Raw genomic sequence first — 20465 nt, 5'->3', positions numbered from 1 at the left:
ACGGAGTGACGCCGTAGGCGCTCTTGACGCTGGAGGGGCGCGTGAACACAATGCAGGCCGCCACACAGCAGGGCGGCGGCCCGAAGGACGCTCAGTAGTTCGGCAACCGTGAGAAGGGAGCCGAAGCCCCCTCCGGGTCAGTACGGGTAGCGGTCGAGTATCTCGAGGTTGCGGCGGTGCTGGGTGTTGCACGGGGTGCAGTGCCAGATGACGTGGTCCTGCGGGCCGTACTTGGAGGTGAACGGGACGGCGGCGGGGTTGTCGCATCCGCGGAGCTGGCAGGTGGTGGGCTTGGTGGTCATCTCGCGGGTTCCTCTCCGGTTGGGGTGGTTTGGCTGAGGGCGTCTTGATCGCGGCTCCGGTGGGTGTCAAGAGTGGCGCCAGCCATCACGGAGTGACGCCGTAGGCGCTCTTGATGCCCGCTGGTGGCGTGATAGCCCTCGGATCAGTCAGACCGCCACGGCCGGTGGGGAACTGGTGACCGGCGAGCTCTGTCGGCTGAATGCGGTGACCTCGTTCGTGTATTCGGGGATCTCGGCGGGACCACAGCCGGTGGACCGGGCAGAGTGCCGGCCGATTTGTGCTCGGCTGCGGGAGGTAAGTCGGGTACGGCTCTCGTCGTGCCCAGCACTGCTTCGGTTGATGCAGAAGTGACCAGACAGGAACTCTGTGCGCCCCGGCGGCCGAGTGGCGCCGACGCGCTCGACGCGCCGCGGACGACGCCTCATCAGTACGCGCTGCGCGTCGCAGCGCGGCGGCGGCGCGAAGCGCCGCCGGGGCGCTCTTGTTGCTGTATGGCGAAATTCGGCAACAACTTACGGAACGCGATGCGAGCCCGGAGAATCGAAGGCATGACTGGTCTCGTGCTGACGCCTGAACGTCGAACCGAACTGGCCGCGTTGCTCGAAGATGGGCCACGGTTGACTGAGGAGTATCCGAAGGTCGCCGAGTATCTCGATACCGCGCCGATGCTGTCGGGCACCGGGAATTCAGAGGGTGATGCGGCGTTCGACCTGCGGTTCGTGCACTTCATGACCGGTGGTGCCACAGGGTTCGGCAATCCGTACTGGGAGATCGTCGGTCCGGCCGTTGGGACCGATGGTGAGCGCAGGGTGGTCAACGGCGGGAGTGCCAACGGCAGCGTTCGGCTGGGGTTCGTGCAGACAATCCTCCAGGCCGCGTATGCCTATGCGATCCCCTCTCCAGAGACGCTGAACTGGGTGAAGGCGTTCAGCGCGGGGCGGACTGTGGTTGAACTGGGTGCCGGTCGTGGGTACTGGGCGCGACTATTGGCGGACCAGGGCGTGACGGTGAAGGCGTTCGATTCTGAGCCGCCGGACATTTCCGCAAATCTGTCATTTCCGAACACCCCGGGGCAACCTGCTGTCTGGTTCCCAGTCGGTGGTCTGGACGAGTTCTCCGCCGAACTGGATGCGGACTCGGTGCTGTTCCTGTGCTGGCCGCCGGGCTGGGGCGACACGATGGCGTCCGAGGCTCTGGAGCTGTTCGAATCGCGGGGCGGCCGACGTCTGGTGTTCATGGGCGAGCCCAAGGGCGGGAAGACTGGTGATGACGCGTTCTTCGATCGGTTGTCGTCGGCCTGGTCCCTGGAGAGTGCGGACGAACAATATGTGTCTTGGTGGAACCTCGCTGACGTAGCGCAAGGCTGGGTCCGGCAACCGTAAGTTTCGTACGAAACATGGCCCGGTCCACAGTGGGATCGGGCCATGTCCTGTTGGCGATGGGTCAGGGTTGTGGCTCAAGGTTCATGCGGAACACGAACGAGTCGTAGCGGTCCTTCGGGTAGGACACTTCGGAGACCATCAGTACTCGTCCATCGTTCTTGAGGAACCGCTGACGTACGGTTTTCACCAACTCGCCGGATGGGATTTCGAGCCAGACGGCATGGGCTGGCGACGGCGGTCGATCCGCCAATGTCTCTTCCAGCTGCTCCGCTTCGGCAACATCCGTGCCGGGAAGTTGGTAGCTGTCGGAGATCGAGATGGGTTTCCCGTACTCGGAGGCGGCCACGGTGATGTGCTCGACGTCGTCACCGGGGCTGATGCCGAAGATATCCGCCAGTTCGGCGTCAGCCTGCACGATAGTGGACTCCCGTTCGATGCGGACTTCGTCGTCTCCGCTGGCCGCTTCGTTCCCGAAGGTCACTTCGGGATCCTCCATTTGTCGTTCGGGTGAGATCCGAACCAGCGTCGGCCGGGCAGCGACGAACAACCCCCGGCGTTCGATCGCATAGACCAGACCCTGGCTCAGCAATAGGTCCCGGACCCTGCGGATAACGATCTCCGATACGTTGTGCTGTTTCGCCAGCTCCGCGTAGCTCGGTAGCTGCGTCCGGGCCGGTAGAGCGCCGCTGCGGATATCGCGCGCGATCTCTCCTGCGATCCGGACGTACGCAGGCTCAGTCATGGATTACCCCTTCGCTCGCATCAGCGGTTCTGTCCATACGCAACTGCGTATACACAATAGACAGGCTACGCGGCTCCGGGATCTCGTGCATCAAGCCCCCTTGCGTCTGCGTATACGCAAACCTCTTGTGGGTATACGCAGTTGCGTATACGCTGTTGTGTATGCGCAGAATCGGCGCAGTTCAGAGAGCGTATGAGCAAGGAGTTTCGAGATGGCTTTGAAGGATGTGTGGTTTACCCCGGCGTTCGAGGACGCCTTTCCGATGGGTCTGTTCCTGCTGGGGGAGATCGCGCCGGTGACGGAGTTCAGCTCCGATCGCAACGCGCCGAAGCGTCAGCGGCTGGATCTGGACGCGGAGGGCAACGGCACCGGTAAGCGGCTGTGGAAGGGCACGGTCACCGATCCGGCGGCGGCGAACGCGAAGCAGGCGAGTTTCGACGTGGTGTTCGTCGCGGATGTGCAGCCGGTTCCGGCGGCTCCGGAGATCGCGCGGGGTATGCGGCCGGTCGAGCTGGAGGGGTTGCAGGTCAAGCCGAAGATCGCCGGTCAGGGTGAGTTCAAGTCGATCGGCTGGACGATCCGCGCGACCGGGATCAAGGGCGACAACTCCGGCGCCAAGTCGGCTGCGAAGGCGGCGTAATCATGTCGTTCTTCCACACCACCGTTTCCGGCTATGACGGGATCACCGCCGAGTATCACCCCGAGCGCGAATCGACCTACGACGGCGGTGTCATCCGGGCGACGGTGTTCATCGAATTGGTCGACGCGCATGCGTATTTGAGCCTGAGCATCGAGGATGCCCGGTCGCTGCTGGCTCAGTTGCCCGTGGTGTTGGCCGAGCACGATGCGGTCGAGGCTGCGGCGGTGTCGTCGGACAAGGCGGCCTGACGATGGGTGCGGCGGATCGGTCGGCGGGGATGCGTCTTGCGCGCTGGTCCGCCGTGGTCATCATCATTGCGGTCGGCGCGGCGGCGTTCCGGCTCAGCTTCGCCACGCTGAAGGACCTCGCGGTCCTGGCGCACATCCCGGCGTCGGATGCGTGGCTGTTCCCGCTGATCGTGGACGGCACGATCCTTCTCGCCACCTTCGGAGTGCTGGTGCTCGCGCACGCTCCAGAACGCCGGTTCTTCGTCACGGTCCTTGTTATCGGCTCGGTCGTCTCGGTGGCGGGCAACTCGCTACACGCGGTCGCGGCCGGGCGGGAACTGCCGTGGTGGGCCTCGGCGCTGGTGGCTGCGATCGCCCCGATTTCCCTGCTGGCCGACACGCACGGGTTGGCGCTGTTGATCCGTGCGGCACAACGAGATTCGGCACCCGAACCGGCTCGTGTTCTGGTGGTCGAGCCTGCCCCAGAGCAGGCCCCGGCCGAACCCGAGCCTGAGCCGGAACCGGTGCCTTTCCCCGAGCCCGAGCCTGACCCGTTGCCGGTGCCTGAGCCGGTGCGGGTGGCTGACCTTCGCCCGGTGCCTGATGCGCCGGTCGACATTCCTGTTCGTTCTTCGCGACCGCAGCAAACGATGCTGCCGATCGCTGTTCCTGTTGGGGGTTGAGATGACTGCTTTTGTTCCTGCTGTGGCGACGGGTGTTTCCGCGCTGGTGACCGTGCTGGCCGGGGTCGGGGTGCTGGTGGACCGGCCTTCGGATACTCCGGCTCCGGTTGTCCCGGCCGCTGCGTCCTCCGCGGTGGCGGCCACCCCGACGAGTCCGGCTCCGGCCTCGCGTGGGTGCGTGATGTTCTGCGAGGACTCCGGGCCGGGCCGGTCGGAGGTCGAGATGGCCCCGGCATCTCCGGCGCCGGAGGGGTGCCGATTGTTCTGCGAGTTGGAGCGTGGCCGGGAAGGTGGGGGGTTCTGATGAGTGTCGCGGGAACGGTGATGCTCGCCGGTGGGATGTGCACGGGCGCGTCGGCGTGGTGGTGGCTGCGCTCGATCGCCGCACGTGGCTCGGATATCCGACCGGCTGGTGCTGTCGGTGAGGTCGTTGCGGCTGCTCCGGTGGAGCTGCGGACGGCGGTGTTGGTGATCGCTGATCCCGAGCAGCGTCCGCGGATGTTCTTGGCGCTGAAGCTCGGGTCGGTCGAGACCGGTTTCCCGGTGCTGGAGGACTGGGTGTACACCGACTACGGCCTTCAGGTGGATCTGTTGATGCTGTCGGGTCAGACTCGCAATGACTGGTGCAAGGACGAAACCCGCGACGCCCTGTGCCAGGTCCTGGGTGTGCCGGAGGTGCGGGTGGTGTTCCCGCACCCGGGGGTGGTCCGTCTCGAACTGCGGGTGTTCGACACCCTCGCCGACACCGCCGTCCTGCCGGGCTCGGTCTCCGCGGCGGGTGTGGACCTGGAAGCGGTTCCGGTCGGCGTGACCGAAGACTTCGACACCTGGCGGGTGCGGGTGCTCTACGGACACATCCTGCTGGCCGGTGCCACCGGTTCGGGGAAGGGCTCGGTGCTGTGGTCGATCATCGCCGCACTCGGTCCCGCGATCCGTGCCGGATTGGTGGACCTGTATCTGGCCGATCCGAAGGGCGGCGCGGAGTTCGGCAAGGGCGAAAACCGGTTGTTCGTCCGCTTCGCCACCGACAACACCACCATCCTCGCCATGCTCAACGAAGCCGTCGAGCTGATGCGCGAACGCCTCGCCAGGATGCGCGCGGCGGGTCTGCGCAAGATCGTCCCCTCCACGGATGAGCCGCTGATCCTGATCATCATCGACGAAGCCGCCTCCCTGTCGTCGTACGCCACCCGGGAGGAGCAGCAAGAGTTCCGGCGCCTGACGGGGCTGTTGTTGTCGCAGGGTCGGGCGGCGGCGGTGAGCGTGGTCGCGGCGTTGCAGGACCCGTCGAAGGAGACGATGCCCAACCGGCAACTGTTCCCCGTCCGCATCGGCCTCCGGCTGGACGAACCCACCCAGAGCGCGATGGTCCACGGGCAAGGCGCCCGCGACCGTGGTGCACGCTGTGACGAGATCTCCGACCTGACGCCGGGTGTCGGCTACGTCGGTGAGGACGGCACAAGCGAGTTCGTGCGGGTGCGGGCGTTCTTCGTCTCCGACGACGACATCGACGCCATCGTGGACGCCTACTCGCCCGCTCCGGAAATCGCTGGGCCTGCTGAGGATTACAGCGGCTTCGACCCCGACGACCTGGGTGATGAGCCTGAAGACGGGCCGGTGGCGGCGTGAAACGCGGGCTGGTCATCGAACAGCACGTGGTCGTCTACTGCGATACCTGCGGCGACCACTACACCGAGGGCGAGAACGAAGCGGTCTGCTTCGACTCCATCACCCAGGCCATCGCGTATCTGACCGTCCATTCCGCGGGCGGTGTCGGCTGGGTCTACGACGGCGACCGCGTCGTCTGCGACGGCTGCCAGGCCACCAACCGGTGCGTCGAGCACGGTCATTCCTTTCCTGAGTCCTGGCGCACCACGGTGTGGGCGCTGGGCACTTCCACCCGTTCCCGCACCTGCGAGGTGTGCGGCGTCCCCGAGATCGAGGCCCAGCCATGAGCGACCACCACTACGACGACAACGTCATCGACCTGGCGGCCCGGCGCCGCTGCCGCTTGGAGCGTTCCGGGTTGGGCTCGGCTGCGATCGCCGCGCATCTGCTGGTGGAGACCGGGGTTGTCCCGCTGTGGGACAACAGCGACGACGACTTCGACGGCGGGGATTGGGCGGCATGAACACGACACGGCGTCCTCGGCTGCTGGACCTGTACTGCGGTGCCGGTGGGGCGAGCATGGGCTATCACCGGGCGGGCTTCGAGGTCGTGGGCGTGGACATCCGCCCGCAACCGCGTTACCCGTTCGAGTTCCACCAGTCCGACGCGTTGGAGTTCCTGGACGCGCACGGCCACGAGTTCGACGTGGTCGCCGCCTCGCCACCGTGCCACGACCACACCCCGCTGGCGGCCCGCGCGGGTGTCGACGGTTCGGGGTGGCTGCTGGAGGCGACACTCGAACGGCTGGCCGCGGGGCCGGTGGCGTGGGTGGTGGAGAACGTCATGGGCGCGAGCATGCGCGCGGATGTCGTGTTGTGCGGCAGCATGTTCGGGCTTCGGACCTACCGGCATCGTAAGTTCGCCATCGACCCGCGTGTGCCGTTGCTGCCGCCGGTGCCGTGGCATCCCGCCCACACCGCGCGCACCAGCACCAAGCGGCGGCGCCACGCTTTCGACGCCGGAAACCACGTCTCGATCACTGGTGATGTCGGTTCGTGGGCGGGTCCGGCGTGCATGGGCATCGACTGGATGACCGGCCAGGAACTGTCGCTGGCGATCCCACCCGCCTACACCGAACACCTCGGCCGACACATGCTCACCGCCCTCACCGGCACGCCGGAAGTGGGTGTGGCATGAGCGGCGACACAGCCAGCGGCTCCGCGCGGCGACCGAATCCGATCGTCACGGCGGCGGCCGAGCAGGTCGCCAAGTCCAAGCGGCGTCGCACCGGCAAGGCCCGGGACCTGCCGCGCTGGGAGTGCCGCGACCAACTGACCCTCTTCGATCCCTCTACCTCGGAGTCCGACCGATGACCACCAAGACTGTCTCCATCCGCAAAACCACGCGCTTGGACGCCTTCGACCTGTTCGCGCTCGGCCTGCTCAACCTGCTGTGGGGAACGCTGCTCGGCCTGTGGTGGCTACTGCTGTTGCCCGTGGTCTCCGTTCCGATCGTCCTCACCTGCGTGGCCGGCGCTTTCTACGGACCGATCGCGGCACTCGTGGTGACCGGGCTGTCCGCCGCGGGGATCATCGCCTGGCGCATCCAGCGTCCGGAGATGTTCGAGCGATGGGTTACCCGCCGGGCACGTGCCCGGTTCCTGACCTGGTTCCGCTACCGGCGCCGCTGGGCCAAGCTGATGCGGGCCTGCCACTTGAGCATCGACCGCGGTGACCGCACGTTCATCCCCCGCCTGCTCGAGGTCCAGATCGGCCCGACCACGGATCGGGTTCGGGTGCGGATGCTCGACGGGCACTGCCCGGCCGACTTCGAAAACCGGGTCTCGCATCTGGCGCACGCCTTCGGCGCCCTGGACTGCCGCGCCACCATCACCGGCCCCGGCACCGTCGAGTTGGCGTTCCGCCGCTCGGACTCGCTCGCCGAGACCGTCATCCTGCCGCGGGTGGACCACTGGACCAAAGGAGGGCAGGCGGCATGACCACGCCCATCGACCTGGACAACGAAAACAATGAGGCTGCTCCGGTTCGCCAGACGGCGGCTGAGCGGCGTGCGCTCCCCAACTTCACCGACGTCGCCCACGCCGCGGCCGAGAAGTTCGGGGTCTGCACCCGGCCGGTGACGATGCGCTCGTTCGACCCGCGAACCGGGAAGGTCGAATACGTCGCCTCCCCGTGCAAGTCGACCGTCGCCTCGGTGTGCAAGCCGTGTGCGGACAAGGCCCGCTGGCTGCGGATGACTCAATGCCGGGAGGGCTGGCACGCCGAAGTCGAACCGGTCGAGGAAACCCGCGACCCCTCCGACACCCAAACCGAGTTGCTCACCGCCCGCGCCGACCTGGCCCAGCAGTACCGCCAAGCCCGCGACGACGGGGATGACGAGATGGCTGATGCCATCGGTGAGCTGGTCGGCAGCCTCGACCGCGACCTCCGCGACTCCGGGTTCCGTGGCCCCATCCCGCCACTGGAGCCCAACGACCGTAAGCGGCGTTCACGCTCGACGAAGCGGCGGCAGGACGTGCCGAACCTGCCGCGTAAGAAGGTGGAGCGCACGACGGTCGGGCGTGTGATCGGCGGGTACCGGTCCTCGATGATGGTGACGCTGACCATGCCGTCCTACGGTGCGATCAACCAGGACGGGGCGGTGGATTCCGAGGGTAAGCCGTGCTCGGACGGTTCACCGCGTCGGCCCGACGAGTACAACTACGCGCGGGCGGCGCGGGATATCGTGTTCTTCTCCAAGCTGGTCGACCGCTGGATTCAGAACTTGCGTCGCTGCGTCGGATACGACGTGCAGTACTTCGCCACCGTCGAACCGCAGAAGCGCGGGGCGCCGCACCTGCACCTGCTGCTGCGGGGTGTGATCTCCCGGGAAATTCTGCGGATGGTCACCGCGGCGACCTACCACCAGGTGTGGTGGCCGCACTTCGACCCGGAGAACGAGGTGTACTCGGGTGACCGGATGCCGGTGTGGGACTACCGGGCCATGACGTTCGTGGACCCCGACACCGGGCAGGCGTTGACCGGCTGGGACGACGCCCTGGACGTGCTGGATGAGGTGGATGATCTGGAACCGGCGTACACGGTGCGGTTCGGCGAACGCATGGACCCCGGCCACATGAAAGGCTACATCCCCGGCCAGAAGGCCGACCGGGCGATCGGGTACGTGACGAAGTACCTGACGAAGTCGATCAGCGAAGTGCTGGAGACCGAGTCGACGCGGACGGCGATCCACTACGACCGGTTGCACGCGGAGTTGCAGCACACGCCGTGCTCGCCTCGGTGCGCGGTGTGGCTGCGCTACGGCATCGTCCCGCAGGGTGCCAGCGACAAGACCATTCCCGGCCGCTGCAAGGGCAAGGCACACCGCCGCGACACCCTCGGCCTGCCCGGACGTCGCGTCCTGGTGTCCCGGCGCTGGTCCGGGAAGACGCTGCCGGATCACAAGGCGGATCGGGCGGAATTCGTTCGGCAACTGCTGGCCTCGGTCGGCATCCACAAGCCGGATACCTCGCATCTGATCATCCGGCCGGTCGAGCCCGGTGACCAGTCCGCCCCGCCTCGGGATCACTTGATCCTGGCCGCGATCGCCCAGCGCACGAAATGGCGCGCGGAGTACACCACCGCCCTACTCGCCGCAGGAACAGCGGCATAGCAGGAACATTCGGCAATTTAGCATGCAGCAGAGGAGGGGAGCCGTGGTGGAGAACGAAGAGTATCTGCGGGCCAAGGACTGCGAGGTCCTGACTGGTATCCCGGCGGCCACGTGGCGTTGGTGGGCGCATGTTGGCCGCGGTCCTGCCAGTTTCAAGCTCGGCGCACGTCGCCGTGTCTGGCGCAAGTCGGTCGTCCTGGCTTGGATCGAAGAGCAGGAAGCGGCGACATTGCGTGATGCAGCATGAGTAAGGTTCGTCGGAATCGCCGTGCGGGCGTAGAAGACTTGTGGACTAAGGATGAACGGCAGCCGGACGGTACAGTTCTGCGTATTCCTTCCAAGCTGAATGGAAAGGGAAAGCGTTGGCGTGCAAGGTATGTCGACGGCAGGGGCGAAGAGCACACCAAGCGATTTGCTCGTAAGACTGATGCCCAGGCGTGGTTGGATGGACAGACCGCGGCGGTAGTTTCCGGTGTTCATGCGCCACCTTCGGCGGGTCGGGTGACCGTCGATGTTGTGGCTCGAGCGTGGCTGGCGAGCCATCCGTCATGGGAGAAGTCGACGCTTTCGCGGTACAAGTCCGTGGTGGAGCGGCACATTCTGCCTCGCTGGGGGAATGTACGGCTCGCTGATCTGGCGCACGACGACATCCAAGAATGGGTCACTGAGCAGGTGAACAATGGAGCTGCCGGTGGCACCGTTCGGAAGAATCTCGGCGTGTTCTCGCAGATATGTGACCACGCGGTGATCACGCGCCGGATCGCTGTGAATCCCTGCGGCACTGTGGATCGGCCCAAGCAGCGACTTGCCAAGCGCCGGTACTTGTCGGGCGTGGAGGTCGAACGGTTGGCCGAAAACGCTGGCGGTGACTGGCTGACGGTGATGGTGCTTGCCTACTGCGGCCTGCGATTCGCTGAACTGGCAGGCTTACAGGTGTCGGCAGTGTCGTTGCGACGTCGCCGCTTGCAGATTGAGCGCACCATCACCGAGGTCGACGGGGTGCTGGTGACGAAGGCACCAAAGGACCATCAGCGGCGGAGCGTGCCGTTCCCGGCATTCCTGGCTGAACCGCTGAAACAGCATCTGGCTGGTCGTCGCCCTGACGCCGAGGTCTTCACATCTCGGCGGGGTGCCGTGCTTCGTGTACGCAATATGCGGCGCTCCTGGTGGGACAGGGCAGCGAAGGCGGCTGGGTTGGATGGGCTGACCCCTCACGAGTTGCGGCACACAGCGGCTTCGCTCGCGGTATCACAGGGTGCGTCGGTGCTCGCGCTGCAAAGGATGCTGGGTCACGACAAGCCGAGTACCACGCTGGACTACTACGCCGACTTGTTCGATGACGATCTGGACGACGTAGCTGCCCGGCTCGATGCCGCGCGTACTGATTTCGCCACTGCGTACTCACTGCGTACCCGACCGGGTTACTCGGTCAGCGACGAGGACAGGGATACGGCTTGACCTGCGTCGATGTTGTGCCCTCGGCAGGATTCGAACCTGCGACACCCGCTTTAGGAGAGCGGTGCTCTATCCCCTGAGCTACGAAGGCGTGGGTGGGCTCGGCCCGCCCGGGACGTTCGCAGTCTACCGGGTGGGAGGCTCGGAAGCCGCATCGCTGTCGTGGGGATACCGCGAGCGATCAGAAGCCGCCGCCGTCGTAGCCGCTGCCGCCGTCGTAGCCGCTGCCGCCGTCGTAGCCGCCGCCGCCGTCGTAGCCGCGGCCGCCGTCGTAGCCACCGCCCGAGTCGTACCCCCCGTTGTAGTCGCCACCCGCGTCATGGCCCCCATCAGCGGCCATTCCGTCTTGGAAACCCTCGCCGTAACCGCTTTCGAAGCCGTCTCCGCCGTAGCCCACTCCGGACATCCCGGCGAACAGGGATGTGAACAGCAAGGTCGAGCCGAGGCCCCACGCGCCGGCGATCAACGCGGGTTTCCACCAGGGCTCGGAGTACCACCCCGCGGGTATCGGCCGCCCGGCCACTCGGCCACCGGGGTAGTAGTTCGGCGTCGATGCCGAGGGAGTGGGTGCGGCCGCGATTCGCCTGCCCTCGTACTCGACAACTCGCTTCTCCGTGACCTGTCCGGCGGTGTCCTGGCCGTCGAGGGCGGCGATCCGGGGGCCTGGGTCCATGTTCATCGCGGTCCGCGCGGCCTTGATGTAGTAGAGCCCTTCCAGGGCGGTCTGCTTCGCCAGTCGTGCCTGCGTCGGCGTGCGGGCCTGGTCGAGTTGTGCGCCGGCCGCGAGGTGCCGTTCGGAGGCGTCGGCGAGTGCCTGAACGGCGGCGTCGTTGCCGCCCGACAGGCTGTAGACCTGGCCCCCCAGACGTTCGTTCACTTGCCGGGCGTCGGCGAGAGCGTCGGCGAGTTCAGTGGCTTCGCGCTGTTTGCGCCGCTGTGTCTGCCATGCCAGTAAGGCGATCAGCGCTATCAGCACTAGAACGATCAGTAGCCACCCCATGGCACCTCTTCCGCTGGACCTCGGACCAGTTCAGTTTACTGACCAATAGCTGAGGTCGGGCTCGGTGTGCCGGGTCAGCGCGTTGTCGCGGCCGCTTGCGCCTCGTCGTAGTCGGCGGGGTCGAAGTTGCGGGTCTTCCAGCGGTAGAGGACGGTGGCGCCGGGCCAGTTGTTGGTGATCCGGCCGGAGGCGTTGCGGTACCAGCTGGAGCAGAAGTTCCAGGGGGTGTCCTTCAGGCGGCGCTGTAGCCAGTCGTCCCAGTGTTGCTCGGCGGTGGGGCGGGCGGCGAGGTAGCGGCCGGGGCGGTCGGTGAGGTAGCGCACGACCTGGCGGATGTAGCGGGCCTGGGATTCGAGCATGTAGATGATGGAGCCCGCGCCGACGTTGGTGTTCGGGCCGTACATCAGGAACAGGTTCGGGAACTGCGGCACGGACAGGCCGAGGTAGGCGCGGGCGCCTTCGTCACCCCAGACGTCGGCCAGCTTGCGGCCGCCGAGGCCGTAGATGTTCATCGGCGCCAGGAACTCGGTGCCCTTGAAGCCGGTGCCGAAGACGATGACGTCCACTTCGTGCTCGACGCCGTCGGCGGTGCGGACTCCGGTCGGCGTGATCGACTCGATGGCGGCGGTCTCGACGGTGACGTTCGGCTGCGCGAGCGCCGGGAAGTACTCGTTGGAGAACAGTCCGCGCTTGCATCCCGCCGCGTAGTCGGGCGTCAGTTTCGCGCGCAGTTCGGCGTCGGGAACCTGCTTTTCGCGGTGGCGGTCGGCCAGGGCGATCACGGGGGTCTTGATCGCCGGGATGTCGGTGAGTCCGAGGGCGAGCAGCTCGAAGACGGACCAGATGGCGAAGCGCTCGGCGAGACGGCTGGGTGGGAAGTACTTGAACAGCGCGTGGTGCAGGGCGCTGTACTCGACGTCGGCTTTCGGCAGCACCCAGGCCGCCGAGCGTTGGAACAGCGTGAGGTGGGCGGCGTCCGGCTGGATTCGCGGGATGTACTGGATCGCGCTGGCTCCGGTGCCGATGCAGGCGATGCGCTTACCGGTCAGGTCGACGTCGTGGTCCCATTCGGCGGAGTGGAAGGCGGCGCCGGTGAAGGTGTCGATGCCGGGAATGTTCGGCAGGGCGGGACGCGAGAGCTGGCCGACCGCAGGGATGAGGATGTCGGCGGTCAGTTGCGCTCCGTCGGCCGTGCGGACCGTCCACCGGCCGGTGCGCTCGTCGAACTCCGCGTCGGTCACCTCGGTGCCGAAGCGGATGAAGCTCCGCAAGCCGTGCTTGTCGGCGACGCCCCGCATGTACGCGTGGATGTCGCGCTGCTCGGAGAAACGCCGTGGCCAATCGGATTTCGGTTCGTAGGACCAGGAGTACAGCGGGGAAGGCACGTCGCAGGCGGCGCCGGGGTAGGTGTTCTCCCGCCAGACGCCGCCGAGGTCGGTGGCGCGCTCCAGGATGGTGAAGGTGTCCACCCCGGCCCGCCGCAGCTCCAGTGCCATGCCGAGCCCGCCGAATCCGGCTCCGATGATGATGATGGACGGCGTCGTCATGTTTCGAGGGTACGAAACAGTATTCGCAGGTCCGAAGACATCCGCGGTCAATCAATCGGTACTTTCGGCCACGCGTGGTCGCGGTGCGGCCACGCCCGGCCCCGCGCAGAACGTGGACCGCTCGATCGTGCCCGATTTATTCGCGCAGGCGCCCCGGCATCAGTTGCCCGCGAGCTGGCGTGCGATGACCAAACGCTGAATCTGGTTGGTGCCTTCGAAGATCTGCATCACCTTGGCCTCGCGCATGTAGCGCTCGACGGGGAAATCCTGGGTGTAGCCATAACCGCCGAAGACTTGGACCGCGTCGGTGGTGACCTTCATGGCGGCGTCGGTGGCGACGAGTTTGGCCACGCTGGCCTGGCGCGAGTACGGCAGCCCCGCGTCCCGGCGGCGGGCGGCGTCGAGGTAGGTGGCGCGTGCGGAGTCGACCGCGGCGGCCATGTCGGCGAGCACGAAGCCGAGCCCCTGGTGGTCGATGATGTGACGGCCGAACGCCTCGCGCTCCTTGGCGTACGCGACGGCCTCGTCGAGGGCGCGCTGCGCCAGGCCGGTGGCGACGGCGGCGATGCCGAGGCGGCCGGAGTCCAAGGCGCTGAAGGCGATCGAGAGGCCCTGGCCCTCCGCGCCGACGCGACGTTCGGCGGGCAGGAAGGCGTCGTCGTAGGCGGCGGTGGTGGTGGGCACGGCGCGCAAGCCCATCTTCTCCTCGGGTTTGCCGAAGCTCAGTCCCTCGGTGTCACCGGGGACCAGGAAGCAGGAGATGCCGCGGGAGCCTTCCCCGGTGCGGGCGAACAGGGTGTAGAAGTCGGCGCGGCCACCGTTGGTGATCCAGGCTTTGGCGCCGGTGATCCGGTAGCCGCCCTCGACGGGGGTGGCGCGGCAGCGCAGCGCGGCCGCGTCGGAACCGGCGTGCGGCTCGGACAGGCTGTAGGCGCCGATGGTCTCGCCGGAAAGCATGCCGGCAAGCCAGCGCTTCTTCTGCTCCTCGGTGCCGAAGGCGAACAGCGGATGGCAGCTCAGGCTGTGCACGCTGACCGCGACGGCGACCGCTGCCCAGCGGGCGGCGAGTTCCTCGAGCACCTGGAGGTAAACCTCGTAAGGCTGCGCGCCGCCGCCGTATTCCTCCGGATACGGCAGGCTGAGCAGTCCGGCGGCGCCCAGCGCGGGAAAGACGCCATCGGGGAAGATCCCGGCCTTCTCGCACTCGGCCACGCGCGGCTCGAGCACCTTGTCGGCGATGTCGCGGGTCAGCTCCAGCAGGTCCCTGGCTTCGGGGGTGGGCAGCATTCGGTCCACTGGCATGTCGTCTACTCCACGGTCGCTCGATTCTCGTGATTCACAGTAACCGGGCGGCGGCGGAGATCGATCCGCTCGTCCGGGGGCGGTGATCGGCGAACCGTCGTCGCGGGTGGATGAACGGTGGCACGACCGGAGATCACGGTACGGACAGGATTCCCGCGGATGCGACCGGTTCGGTGCAGAATGTCCGGATCGCCGGTGCGCCCGAGGTGCCAGGAGGCTCAACCGGCCGTGCTGCACGTGCAGCTGTGCGCGCAGGTGCGCGTGAACTTTTCAGCACCCGCCGAATCATTCGCGCTGGTCATAGCCGTTTCATCGGGTGTAACCCGAAATGGTGTGAGCACCTGCGCGATTGGTTCGTCTCATTCGGGTGATATCCCGCTGATCGTCTGGCGCAGTGACGCCACACTCGACTAAGACAGAAAGCTGTTGGGATTCGGGGTCGACCGGTGTGTCGGCGGCAACGCAGGGGGTGCCGCCGCCACATCGGCCCGGAGACCTGGTTCCGCGCCGCAATCCGTTCTAGTATCTACGTATGAATGCAGATAGCCAGGAATGGCGGCCGCGTCTCGCCGAGGATCAGGTCGGACTGGTTGTCGAGGTGTTCCGCATGCTCGCCGATCCGACGCGTGTGCAGGTGCTCTGGGCACTGGTGGACCGTGAACTGTCGGTGAACGATCTGGCCGCGCGAGTCGGCAAGCCGGCGCCTTCGGTGTCGCAGCATCTGGCCAAGCTGCGGATGGCGCGGTTGGTGAGCACCCGCCGATCGGGGACGACGATCTTCTACCGGTTGGAGAACGAGCACGTCCGGCAGTTGGTGGTGGACGCGGTGCACAACGCCGAGCACGCGGGGCCCGGTGTCCCCGCGCACCATCGCGGCGTGGGCGCGGTGCGCGACCTCCCCGGCCGGGACGAGCCGAGTGCGTCATGACCCATCAGCATCATCACCACCATGCCGGGTATCAGCACCGCCATCGGTCGAGCGCGATCGGCGCGTTGCGGGAGATCTTCGTCCCGCACAGCCACGACGCGGCCGACAGCATCGATGACGCGCTGGTGGCGAGCGCGGTCGGTATCCGGGCGGTCAAGATCAGCCTGGTCGTGCTCGGGTGCACGGCGGTGCTGCAACTGGTGATCGTCGTCGCGTCCGGCTCGGTGGCGCTGGCCGCGGACACCGTGCACAACTTCTCCGACGCGCTGACCGCGGTTCCCCTGTGGATCGCGTTCGCCCTCGGCCGCAAGGCGGCGACCAGGCGCTACACCTACGGCTTCGGCCGGGCCGAGGACCTGGCCGGGCTCTTCGTCGTCGCGATGATCGCCCTGTCCGCGCTGATCGCCGGATACGAGGCGGTGCGCAGGCTGCTCGATCCGGTACCGCTCGACCACTTGGGCTGGGTCGCCGCAGCCGGGTTGATCGGATTCCTCGGCAACGAGACAGTGGCGCTGTACCGGATCCGGGTGGGGCGGCGAATCGGCTCGGCGGCACTGGTCGCCGACGGTCTGCACGCGCGCACCGACGGGTTCACCTCGCTGGCGGTCCTGCTCGGGGCGGGGGGAGTGGCGCTGGGCTTTCCGCTCGCCGACCCGATCGTCGGACTGCTCATCACCGTCGCGATTCTCGCGGTGCTGCGGACGGCGGCGCGCGACGTCCTGCGCCGGTTGATGGACGCCGTGGAGCCCGAGTTGGTCACCGCGGCGGAGCGGGCGTTGTCCGCGGAACCGGGCGTGCAGGGTGTGCGCAGCCTGCGGATGCGATGGATCGGCCACCGGCTGCATGCCGACGTCGAACTGGACGTCGCCCCGACGATCACGCTCGCGGACGCCCATCACCTCGCGCACGAGGCCCAGCACACCCTCACCCACGTGGTGCCCAAGCTGGACACGGCTGTCGTGCACGCCTATCCGGCGCATGCCGAGGTCGCGCTGCCGGGCACAGCGTGAAGCCGGACAGTTGCTATCGGGGTCGAAGCGCTGATCTGACCAGCGGAAACTGAGGGCGTGCGCCATCGGATGGGGGCCCGTGGGAATGCCCGTCGGCCTTGCCCGAGGCCGCCTACCGTTGGGTAGCATCGCCGGTGTGATGTGGCTCATGGTCGGTGCGTGCTGAACCATGCCGCCGCGTATACCGACTTCTGCTGAGCTTCCCGACCTGGTCTTACGCCGCCGCACCCCGGAAGATCCCGACGCCGCCGTGATCGGCGTGGCAGGGCGTTTCGCCGGCCTCGTTCCGGAACGGGCGCTGGGTCGAGCGCGCGGCAGCGGCTCCGATGGTCCGGTCGGCGCACCACTCCGTTCGGTATCGACTCCGAGTCCGACGGCGTCACGGTGTTCGCCGTGCCCCTGCTCATCGAACGCGAACGGCTGGAACCCGCACGTGGCGATCGGCCCCTACTTTCCCGATTCCGTTTGTTACGAAGCGGGAATCAGCATGAGCGGCCAGGTGCTCGCGCGTCGGTCCGGCGTGGTGACGCGGCCGGAAATCCTCAGGACAACGCCGGCTCCGCGATCCCGGATCGAACCGGACCAGACGTCGCTGGTGAACCGTGTCTTCGGCCGCGGCCGATGCTCGTCGGCCGGGCGTTCAGCTGTTCCGCCCCGATGTCCGCCCGCGTCTTCGGTCGCCTCGGCCGCACCGGCGATGTGGCGCCGTCTCGGGTGCACGACCGGAGCGCGTCGCAGGTGGCCGAAATCGACTTGGCTTTCTGACGGGAAGTCACCGAAGAAAAAAGGAGTTCCGATGTTGAGCACCATGCAGGACGAGCCGTTGTCGCTGGCCACGTTGCTGCGCTACGCATCGACGTTCGCCGGCGATTCCACCGTGTCCACCTGGACCGGTACCGGCGTGCGCACCATGACCTACCGTGAGGTCGGCGCCGAATCGGGGCGGTTGGCGAACGCGCTGCGCTCGTTGGGCATCGGGGTCGGCGATCGGGTCGGCACGTTCATGTGGAACAACAACGAGCACCTGGTCGCCTACATCGCGGTGCCCGCGATGGGCGCGGTGCTGCACGCGCTGAACATCCGGTTGTTCCCCGACCAGGTCGTCTACGTGGCCAATCACGCCGAGGACCAGGTGGTTCTGGTGGATGGCACGCTGGTGCCGCTGTTCAGCCAGATCCTGCCGCACCTGACGACGGTCCGCCACGTCATCGTGGTCAACGGTGACGCGGCGACGCTCACCGCGCCCGAGGGCGTGCAGGTGCACTCCTACACCGAGTTGCTCGGCGCGCAGCCGGACACCTACGACTTCCCGGTGATCGACGAGCGTTCCGCAGCGGCGATGTGCTACACCTCCGGCACCACCGGCGACCCGAAGGGCGTGGTGTACTCGCACCGCTCGAACTGGCTGCACGCCATGCAGGTCGGCGCGAACAACGGGATGGGCCTGTTCGAAACCGACACCATTCTGGCGATCGTCCCGCTGTTCCACGCGAACGCCTGGGGCCTGCCGTACGCGGCGCTGATGTCGGGATCGAATCTGTTGATGCCGGACCGGTTCCTGCAGCCGGGCCCGTTGCTGGAGATGATGGCCGCGCAGAAACCGTCGTTCGCCGCCGCGGTGCCCACGATCTGGGGCGGGGTGCTGGCGGCGCTGGCGGCGAATCCGCAGGACATCACGCACCTGCGCTCGGTGGTGGTGGGCGGCTCGGCGGTGCCGCCGTCGATGATGCGCACCTTCGAGGACAAGCACGGCGTGCGGGTGCTGCACGCGTGGGGCATGACCGAGACCTCACCGCTGGGCAGTGTCGCGCATCCGCCCGCCACCGCGGTCACCGACGAGGAGAAGTGGGCCTACCGGGTGACCCAGGGCCGCTTCCCGGCCGGTGTGCGGGCGCGTCTGGTCGGTGACGACGGCGTGGTGCCCAACGACGGTGTGTCGCTGGGCGAGCTGGAAGTGCGCGGGCCGTGGATCACCGGCTCGTACTATTCGCCGGACGGCGCGGTGGTCGATCCGGACAAGTTCGACGAGGGCTGGCTGCGCACCGGCGATGTCGGCAAGATCAGCCCCGACGGCTACCTCACGCTGGTGGACCGCTCCAAGGACGTGATCAAGTCCGGGGGCGAGTGGATCTCGTCGGTGGATCTGGAGAACGCCGTGATCGGCCATCCCGCGGTGGCCGAGGCCGCCGTGATCGGCGTGCCGGACGAGAAGTGGGACGAGCGCCCGCTGGTGGCGGTCGTGCTCGCCGAGGGCGCCGAGGTGAAACCTGAGGACCTGCGCGACTTCCTGGCCGACAAGTTCGCCAAGTGGCAGTTGCCGGAACGGTGGACGTTCATCGCCGAGGTCCCCAAGACCAGCGTGGGCAAGTTCGACAAGAAGCGGCTGCGCAGCCAGTACGCCGACGGCGACCTGGAGGTCACCACGCTCGGCTGACCGGCGCCGCCCCGCGTCACCACTTCAGCATCGGCAGTGGTGACGTGGGGTGGGTCCGCAGCCGCCGCGCGGCAAGCGATACGAGCCTGCGGTGGAAACCGTGGTTCGGGTAGCGCTTCGCCAGGTCGCGGTAGGTTCCACGGGAGATGCCGAATCGGCCGAGCAATCCCCGCTCGACATCGATGGCATCGGCGCGCCGGAAGATCTCGACCGGGTCGTGCGGCGGACCCGCCGGGCGGAGCTTGTGATGCTGATCGATCATCGACACCACCAGTCCGGTCAAGTCGTCGCGGTCGATGCTGGCCAGCCACGCGCGTGCCTGGTCGCACGAGGGGGCGAGGTAGTCGAAGCTGCCCGCCGACCAGATGCCTATGTCGTGCAGGGCGGCCGCGGTCAAGAACTCCTCGCGCGTGCTCGGTCGAGGTTGCTGGTCGGCGGCCAAGAGGTCGCACAGCGTCAGGACGCGCAGCACGTGATTGGTGTAGGCGGCGCGGTCCGACCCGAGCTGTTGCTGCCACGGCGCGAGCCGGGCTTCGACCTCGTCACGAAGATCGTTGCTGCTCATGGCGGTTGACCCTACGCGCAACCGACCGCCGTCGGCGGCGGCGACGCGCGGGCGCGCCGCCGGATAGACGCGAACACCCGGCGCGGGCGAATCGGTTTGCCGCGCCGGGTGTTCAGCTCGTGATCAGCAGTTGCGCAGTTCCGGGCTCTGGTTGAGCAACTGGGCCCGGGTGCTGATGAACGTGCTGTAGGTATCGCCGCCGACCGCCGCCAGCGGGAAGGCGGCGACCCGGTGGCAGTTCTGGAAGGCGAGCTTCACGCCGAAGTGCCGCTCCAGTCCACCGCGAATCGCGTCGGAAGCCATGGCGCGCAGCAGTTGTCCGCGTGCCACGTCGTCGGGGGGCGCGATCGTGTTGTCGGCGTATTCCTCCGTGCCGGAACGCAGGTCGGCGGCCACACGGCTGACCACTTCCCAGGCGTACGGCAGCGAGTTGCGGACGACCTCGACGAAGTCGGCGTCGTCGACCTCGCCGCGCTCGGCGCGTTCCAGTATTGCGGTGGGGACATCAAGGGACATGGCGCTCTCCTCCAGTGCTGGACGTCGATGCGATGCCCGAGTCTAATCGAAAGTCGTTGTCAATAATGCTGGATTCGGCGTGAAAGGGCTTTTTCCAGTGCGGCTTTCGTGTCGGCTGCCAGCTGGGCGACCAATTCTCCCGCAGGTAGCTCCGGGGTCAGCGTATGGGTTTGACCGGCCCAGAGATTGACTTCGTCCGGGTTGCCCGCCGCGCGCGCGGCGGCCCGCAGCGGGGCGGTGGCGTAGTGGATCTCCGGGTATCCCACCGGCGCGGTTGCGGTGTGCCGCAGCAGGAATCGGTTGCGCAACCCGCGGGCCCTGCGTCCGGTGAACGCCCGCGTGAGCATCGTCGGGGTGTCGGCGGCCAACGCGGTGCGGTGCACCTGGTTGGTGCCTGCTTCGGGGCAGCGCAGGAACACCGTGCCCAGTTGCGCGGCCATCGCGCCCGCCG

Annotated in this window: 26 protein-coding genes and 1 tRNA gene; 18 read left to right on the top strand and 9 right to left on the bottom strand. The window is 67.3% G+C overall.

The genetic code is table 11. From position 1 onward, the window contains the following. Positions 1-137: 137 nt before the first annotated feature. Complete coding sequence (locus NA8_RS34090; protein WP_157106928.1) at positions 138-302, bottom strand: hypothetical protein; 165 nt, start codon at positions 300-302, stop codon at positions 138-140. Positions 303-851: 549 nt separating this feature from the next. Here NA8_RS34090 and NA8_RS26240 point away from each other — a divergent pair. After that, positions 852-1685, top strand: a complete 834-nt coding sequence (locus tag NA8_RS26240) for a class I SAM-dependent methyltransferase (protein ID WP_063053030.1) — start codon at positions 852-854, stop codon at positions 1683-1685. A gap of 61 nt (positions 1686-1746) precedes the next feature. Here the strand turns inward: NA8_RS26240 and NA8_RS26235 are convergent, their stop codons facing one another. Continuing rightward, the gene (locus NA8_RS26235; RefSeq protein ID WP_063053029.1) at positions 1747-2427 is read right to left on the bottom strand and encodes a GntR family transcriptional regulator; all 681 of its coding nucleotides are present in this window, start codon (positions 2425-2427) and stop codon (positions 1747-1749) included. A gap of 211 nt (positions 2428-2638) precedes the next feature. On the opposite strand from NA8_RS26235, the gene NA8_RS26230 reads away from it, so the two are divergent. The 13 genes from NA8_RS26230 to NA8_RS26175 are packed head-to-tail and all read left to right on the top strand — an operon-like array spanning position 2639 to position 10715. Beyond that, positions 2639-3067: a hypothetical protein gene (locus tag NA8_RS26230; RefSeq protein ID WP_063053028.1), complete on the top strand. Its 429-nt coding sequence runs from the start codon at positions 2639-2641 to the stop codon at positions 3065-3067. A 2-nt stretch (positions 3068-3069) separates the two neighbouring features. Beyond that, positions 3070-3315 (top strand): hypothetical protein, encoded by a 246-nt coding sequence (locus tag NA8_RS26225; RefSeq protein WP_063053027.1) that lies wholly within the window; start codon positions 3070-3072, stop codon positions 3313-3315. A gap of 2 nt (positions 3316-3317) precedes the next feature. Further along, the gene (locus NA8_RS26220) at positions 3318-3977 is read left to right on the top strand and encodes a DUF2637 domain-containing protein (protein ID WP_063053026.1); all 660 of its coding nucleotides are present in this window, start codon (positions 3318-3320) and stop codon (positions 3975-3977) included. Positions 3978-3999: 22 nt separating this feature from the next. After that, on the top strand, positions 4000-4281 hold the full coding sequence (locus NA8_RS26215; protein ID WP_157106927.1) for a hypothetical protein: 282 nt from the start codon (positions 4000-4002) through the stop codon (positions 4279-4281). Continuing rightward, positions 4281-5606: an FtsK/SpoIIIE domain-containing protein gene (locus tag NA8_RS26210; protein WP_063053024.1), complete on the top strand. Its 1326-nt coding sequence runs from the start codon at positions 4281-4283 to the stop codon at positions 5604-5606. Before NA8_RS26215 ends, NA8_RS26210 begins: the two co-directional genes overlap by 1 nt. Then, on the top strand, positions 5603-5932 hold the full coding sequence (locus NA8_RS26205; protein WP_063053023.1) for a hypothetical protein: 330 nt from the start codon (positions 5603-5605) through the stop codon (positions 5930-5932). Before NA8_RS26210 ends, NA8_RS26205 begins: the two co-directional genes overlap by 4 nt. Next, positions 5929-6108, top strand: a complete 180-nt coding sequence (locus NA8_RS26200; protein WP_063053022.1) for a hypothetical protein — start codon at positions 5929-5931, stop codon at positions 6106-6108. The genes NA8_RS26205 and NA8_RS26200 overlap by 4 nt, the downstream gene beginning before the upstream one ends. Continuing rightward, the gene (locus tag NA8_RS26195; protein ID WP_063053021.1) at positions 6105-6782 is read left to right on the top strand and encodes a DNA cytosine methyltransferase; all 678 of its coding nucleotides are present in this window, start codon (positions 6105-6107) and stop codon (positions 6780-6782) included. The genes NA8_RS26200 and NA8_RS26195 overlap by 4 nt, the downstream gene beginning before the upstream one ends. Further along, positions 6779-6958, top strand: coding sequence for a hypothetical protein (locus tag NA8_RS26190; RefSeq protein ID WP_063053020.1), 180 nt, complete (start codon positions 6779-6781; stop codon positions 6956-6958). Before NA8_RS26195 ends, NA8_RS26190 begins: the two co-directional genes overlap by 4 nt. Continuing rightward, positions 6955-7584: a hypothetical protein gene (locus NA8_RS26185; protein WP_063053019.1), complete on the top strand. Its 630-nt coding sequence runs from the start codon at positions 6955-6957 to the stop codon at positions 7582-7584. The genes NA8_RS26190 and NA8_RS26185 overlap by 4 nt, the downstream gene beginning before the upstream one ends. After that, positions 7581-9257 carry a replication initiator gene (locus NA8_RS26180; protein WP_063053018.1) on the top strand — a complete coding sequence of 559 codons (1677 nt, stop codon included), beginning with the start codon at positions 7581-7583 and terminating at the stop codon, positions 9255-9257. Before NA8_RS26185 ends, NA8_RS26180 begins: the two co-directional genes overlap by 4 nt. Positions 9258-9300: 43 nt before the next feature. Continuing rightward, entirely contained in the window at positions 9301-9504 is a 204-nt protein-coding gene (locus NA8_RS33155) for a helix-turn-helix transcriptional regulator (protein ID WP_321212710.1), read from the top strand. Next, complete coding sequence (locus NA8_RS26175; protein WP_084467091.1) at positions 9501-10715, top strand: tyrosine-type recombinase/integrase; 1215 nt, start codon at positions 9501-9503, stop codon at positions 10713-10715. The genes NA8_RS33155 and NA8_RS26175 overlap by 4 nt, the downstream gene beginning before the upstream one ends. 15 nt (positions 10716-10730) lie before the next feature. Here NA8_RS26175 and NA8_RS26170 read toward each other — a convergent pair. The 4 genes from NA8_RS26170 to NA8_RS26155 all read right to left on the bottom strand — a co-directional run bounded on the left by NA8_RS26170 (position 10731) and on the right by NA8_RS26155 (position 14561). After that, positions 10731-10803, bottom strand: a tRNA-Arg gene (locus tag NA8_RS26170). A gap of 90 nt (positions 10804-10893) precedes the next feature. Next, entirely contained in the window at positions 10894-11712 is an 819-nt protein-coding gene (locus tag NA8_RS26165) for an adenine nucleotide alpha hydrolase family protein (protein ID WP_063053017.1), read from the bottom strand. 74 nt (positions 11713-11786) lie between these two features. Then, entirely contained in the window at positions 11787-13259 is a 1473-nt protein-coding gene (locus NA8_RS26160; RefSeq protein ID WP_063053016.1) for a flavin-containing monooxygenase, read from the bottom strand. A 159-nt stretch (positions 13260-13418) separates the two neighbouring features. Continuing rightward, positions 13419-14561: an acyl-CoA dehydrogenase family protein gene (locus NA8_RS26155; protein ID WP_063053015.1), complete on the bottom strand. Its 1143-nt coding sequence runs from the start codon at positions 14559-14561 to the stop codon at positions 13419-13421. Positions 14562-14789: 228 nt separating this feature from the next. Here NA8_RS26155 and NA8_RS34085 point away from each other — a divergent pair, with 228 nt between their 5' ends. From NA8_RS34085 to NA8_RS26135, 4 genes are all read left to right on the top strand, one after another. Next, complete coding sequence (locus tag NA8_RS34085; protein WP_157106926.1) at positions 14790-14975, top strand: hypothetical protein; 186 nt, start codon at positions 14790-14792, stop codon at positions 14973-14975. Positions 14976-15093: 118 nt separating this feature from the next. Then, a complete protein-coding gene (locus tag NA8_RS26150; protein WP_063053014.1) occupies positions 15094-15489 on the top strand; it encodes an ArsR/SmtB family transcription factor in 396 nt (131 codons plus the stop codon). Then, complete coding sequence (locus tag NA8_RS26145) at positions 15486-16499, top strand: cation diffusion facilitator family transporter (RefSeq protein ID WP_063053013.1); 1014 nt, start codon at positions 15486-15488, stop codon at positions 16497-16499. Before NA8_RS26150 ends, NA8_RS26145 begins: the two co-directional genes overlap by 4 nt. Before the next feature lie 796 nt (positions 16500-17295). Further along, positions 17296-18933, top strand: coding sequence for a long-chain fatty acid--CoA ligase (locus NA8_RS26135; protein ID WP_063053011.1), 1638 nt, complete (start codon positions 17296-17298; stop codon positions 18931-18933). Between the two features lie 16 nt (positions 18934-18949). On the opposite strand, the gene NA8_RS26130 is transcribed toward NA8_RS26135, so the two are convergent. From NA8_RS26130 to NA8_RS26120, 3 genes are all read right to left on the bottom strand, one after another. After that, a complete protein-coding gene (locus NA8_RS26130) occupies positions 18950-19498 on the bottom strand; it encodes an HD domain-containing protein (RefSeq protein WP_063053010.1) in 549 nt (182 codons plus the stop codon). Positions 19499-19621: 123 nt separating this feature from the next. Further along, positions 19622-20014, bottom strand: a complete 393-nt coding sequence (locus tag NA8_RS26125; protein ID WP_040871825.1) for an SCO5389 family protein — start codon at positions 20012-20014, stop codon at positions 19622-19624. A 59-nt stretch (positions 20015-20073) separates the two neighbouring features. Further along, positions 20074-20465: nitronate monooxygenase (locus NA8_RS26120; protein WP_174550140.1), on the bottom strand; the 392-nt coding region annotated here is incomplete at its 5' end.

The sequence above is a fragment of the Nocardia arthritidis NBRC 100137 genome (genome assembly GCF_001612765.1).
GTDB classification, from domain to species: domain Bacteria; phylum Actinomycetota; class Actinomycetes; order Mycobacteriales; family Mycobacteriaceae; genus Nocardia; species Nocardia arthritidis.
The sequence above is the reverse complement of the archived record's forward strand: the minus strand, read 5'-3'. Positions and strand labels throughout refer to the sequence as shown.

Bases quoted from the DNA above. Each gene is read 5' to 3' on its own strand.
- NA8_RS26135 (WP_063053011.1), top strand. From the start codon at position 17,296: ATGTTGAGCACCATGCAGGACGAGCCGTTGTCGCTGGCCACGTTGCTG.
- NA8_RS26185 (WP_063053019.1), top strand. From the start codon at position 6,955: ATGACCACCAAGACTGTCTCCATCCGCAAAACCACGCGCTTGGACGCC.
- NA8_RS26240 (WP_063053030.1), top strand. From the start codon at position 852: ATGACTGGTCTCGTGCTGACGCCTGAACGTCGAACCGAACTGGCCGCG.
- NA8_RS26235 (WP_063053029.1), bottom strand. From the start codon at position 2,427: ATGACTGAGCCTGCGTACGTCCGGATCGCAGGAGAGATCGCGCGCGAT.
- NA8_RS26150 (WP_063053014.1), top strand. From the start codon at position 15,094: ATGAATGCAGATAGCCAGGAATGGCGGCCGCGTCTCGCCGAGGATCAG.
- NA8_RS26160 (WP_063053016.1), bottom strand. From the start codon at position 13,259: ATGACGACGCCGTCCATCATCATCATCGGAGCCGGATTCGGCGGGCTC.
- NA8_RS26210 (WP_063053024.1), top strand. From the start codon at position 4,281: ATGAGTGTCGCGGGAACGGTGATGCTCGCCGGTGGGATGTGCACGGGC.
- NA8_RS26180 (WP_063053018.1), top strand. From the start codon at position 7,581: ATGACCACGCCCATCGACCTGGACAACGAAAACAATGAGGCTGCTCCG.
- NA8_RS26225 (WP_063053027.1), top strand. From the start codon at position 3,070: ATGTCGTTCTTCCACACCACCGTTTCCGGCTATGACGGGATCACCGCC.
- NA8_RS26200 (WP_063053022.1), top strand. From the start codon at position 5,929: ATGAGCGACCACCACTACGACGACAACGTCATCGACCTGGCGGCCCGG.
- NA8_RS26175 (WP_084467091.1), top strand. From the start codon at position 9,501: ATGAGTAAGGTTCGTCGGAATCGCCGTGCGGGCGTAGAAGACTTGTGG.
- NA8_RS26145 (WP_063053013.1), top strand. From the start codon at position 15,486: ATGACCCATCAGCATCATCACCACCATGCCGGGTATCAGCACCGCCAT.
- NA8_RS26220 (WP_063053026.1), top strand. From the start codon at position 3,318: ATGGGTGCGGCGGATCGGTCGGCGGGGATGCGTCTTGCGCGCTGGTCC.
- NA8_RS26230 (WP_063053028.1), top strand. From the start codon at position 2,639: ATGGCTTTGAAGGATGTGTGGTTTACCCCGGCGTTCGAGGACGCCTTT.
- NA8_RS34090 (WP_157106928.1), bottom strand. From the start codon at position 302: ATGACCACCAAGCCCACCACCTGCCAGCTCCGCGGATGCGACAACCCC.
- NA8_RS26195 (WP_063053021.1), top strand. From the start codon at position 6,105: ATGAACACGACACGGCGTCCTCGGCTGCTGGACCTGTACTGCGGTGCC.
- NA8_RS26130 (WP_063053010.1), bottom strand. From the start codon at position 19,498: ATGAGCAGCAACGATCTTCGTGACGAGGTCGAAGCCCGGCTCGCGCCG.
- NA8_RS26125 (WP_040871825.1), bottom strand. From the start codon at position 20,014: ATGTCCCTTGATGTCCCCACCGCAATACTGGAACGCGCCGAGCGCGGC.
- NA8_RS26155 (WP_063053015.1), bottom strand. From the start codon at position 14,561: ATGCCAGTGGACCGAATGCTGCCCACCCCCGAAGCCAGGGACCTGCTG.
- NA8_RS26190 (WP_063053020.1), top strand. From the start codon at position 6,779: ATGAGCGGCGACACAGCCAGCGGCTCCGCGCGGCGACCGAATCCGATC.
- NA8_RS26165 (WP_063053017.1), bottom strand. From the start codon at position 11,712: ATGGGGTGGCTACTGATCGTTCTAGTGCTGATAGCGCTGATCGCCTTA.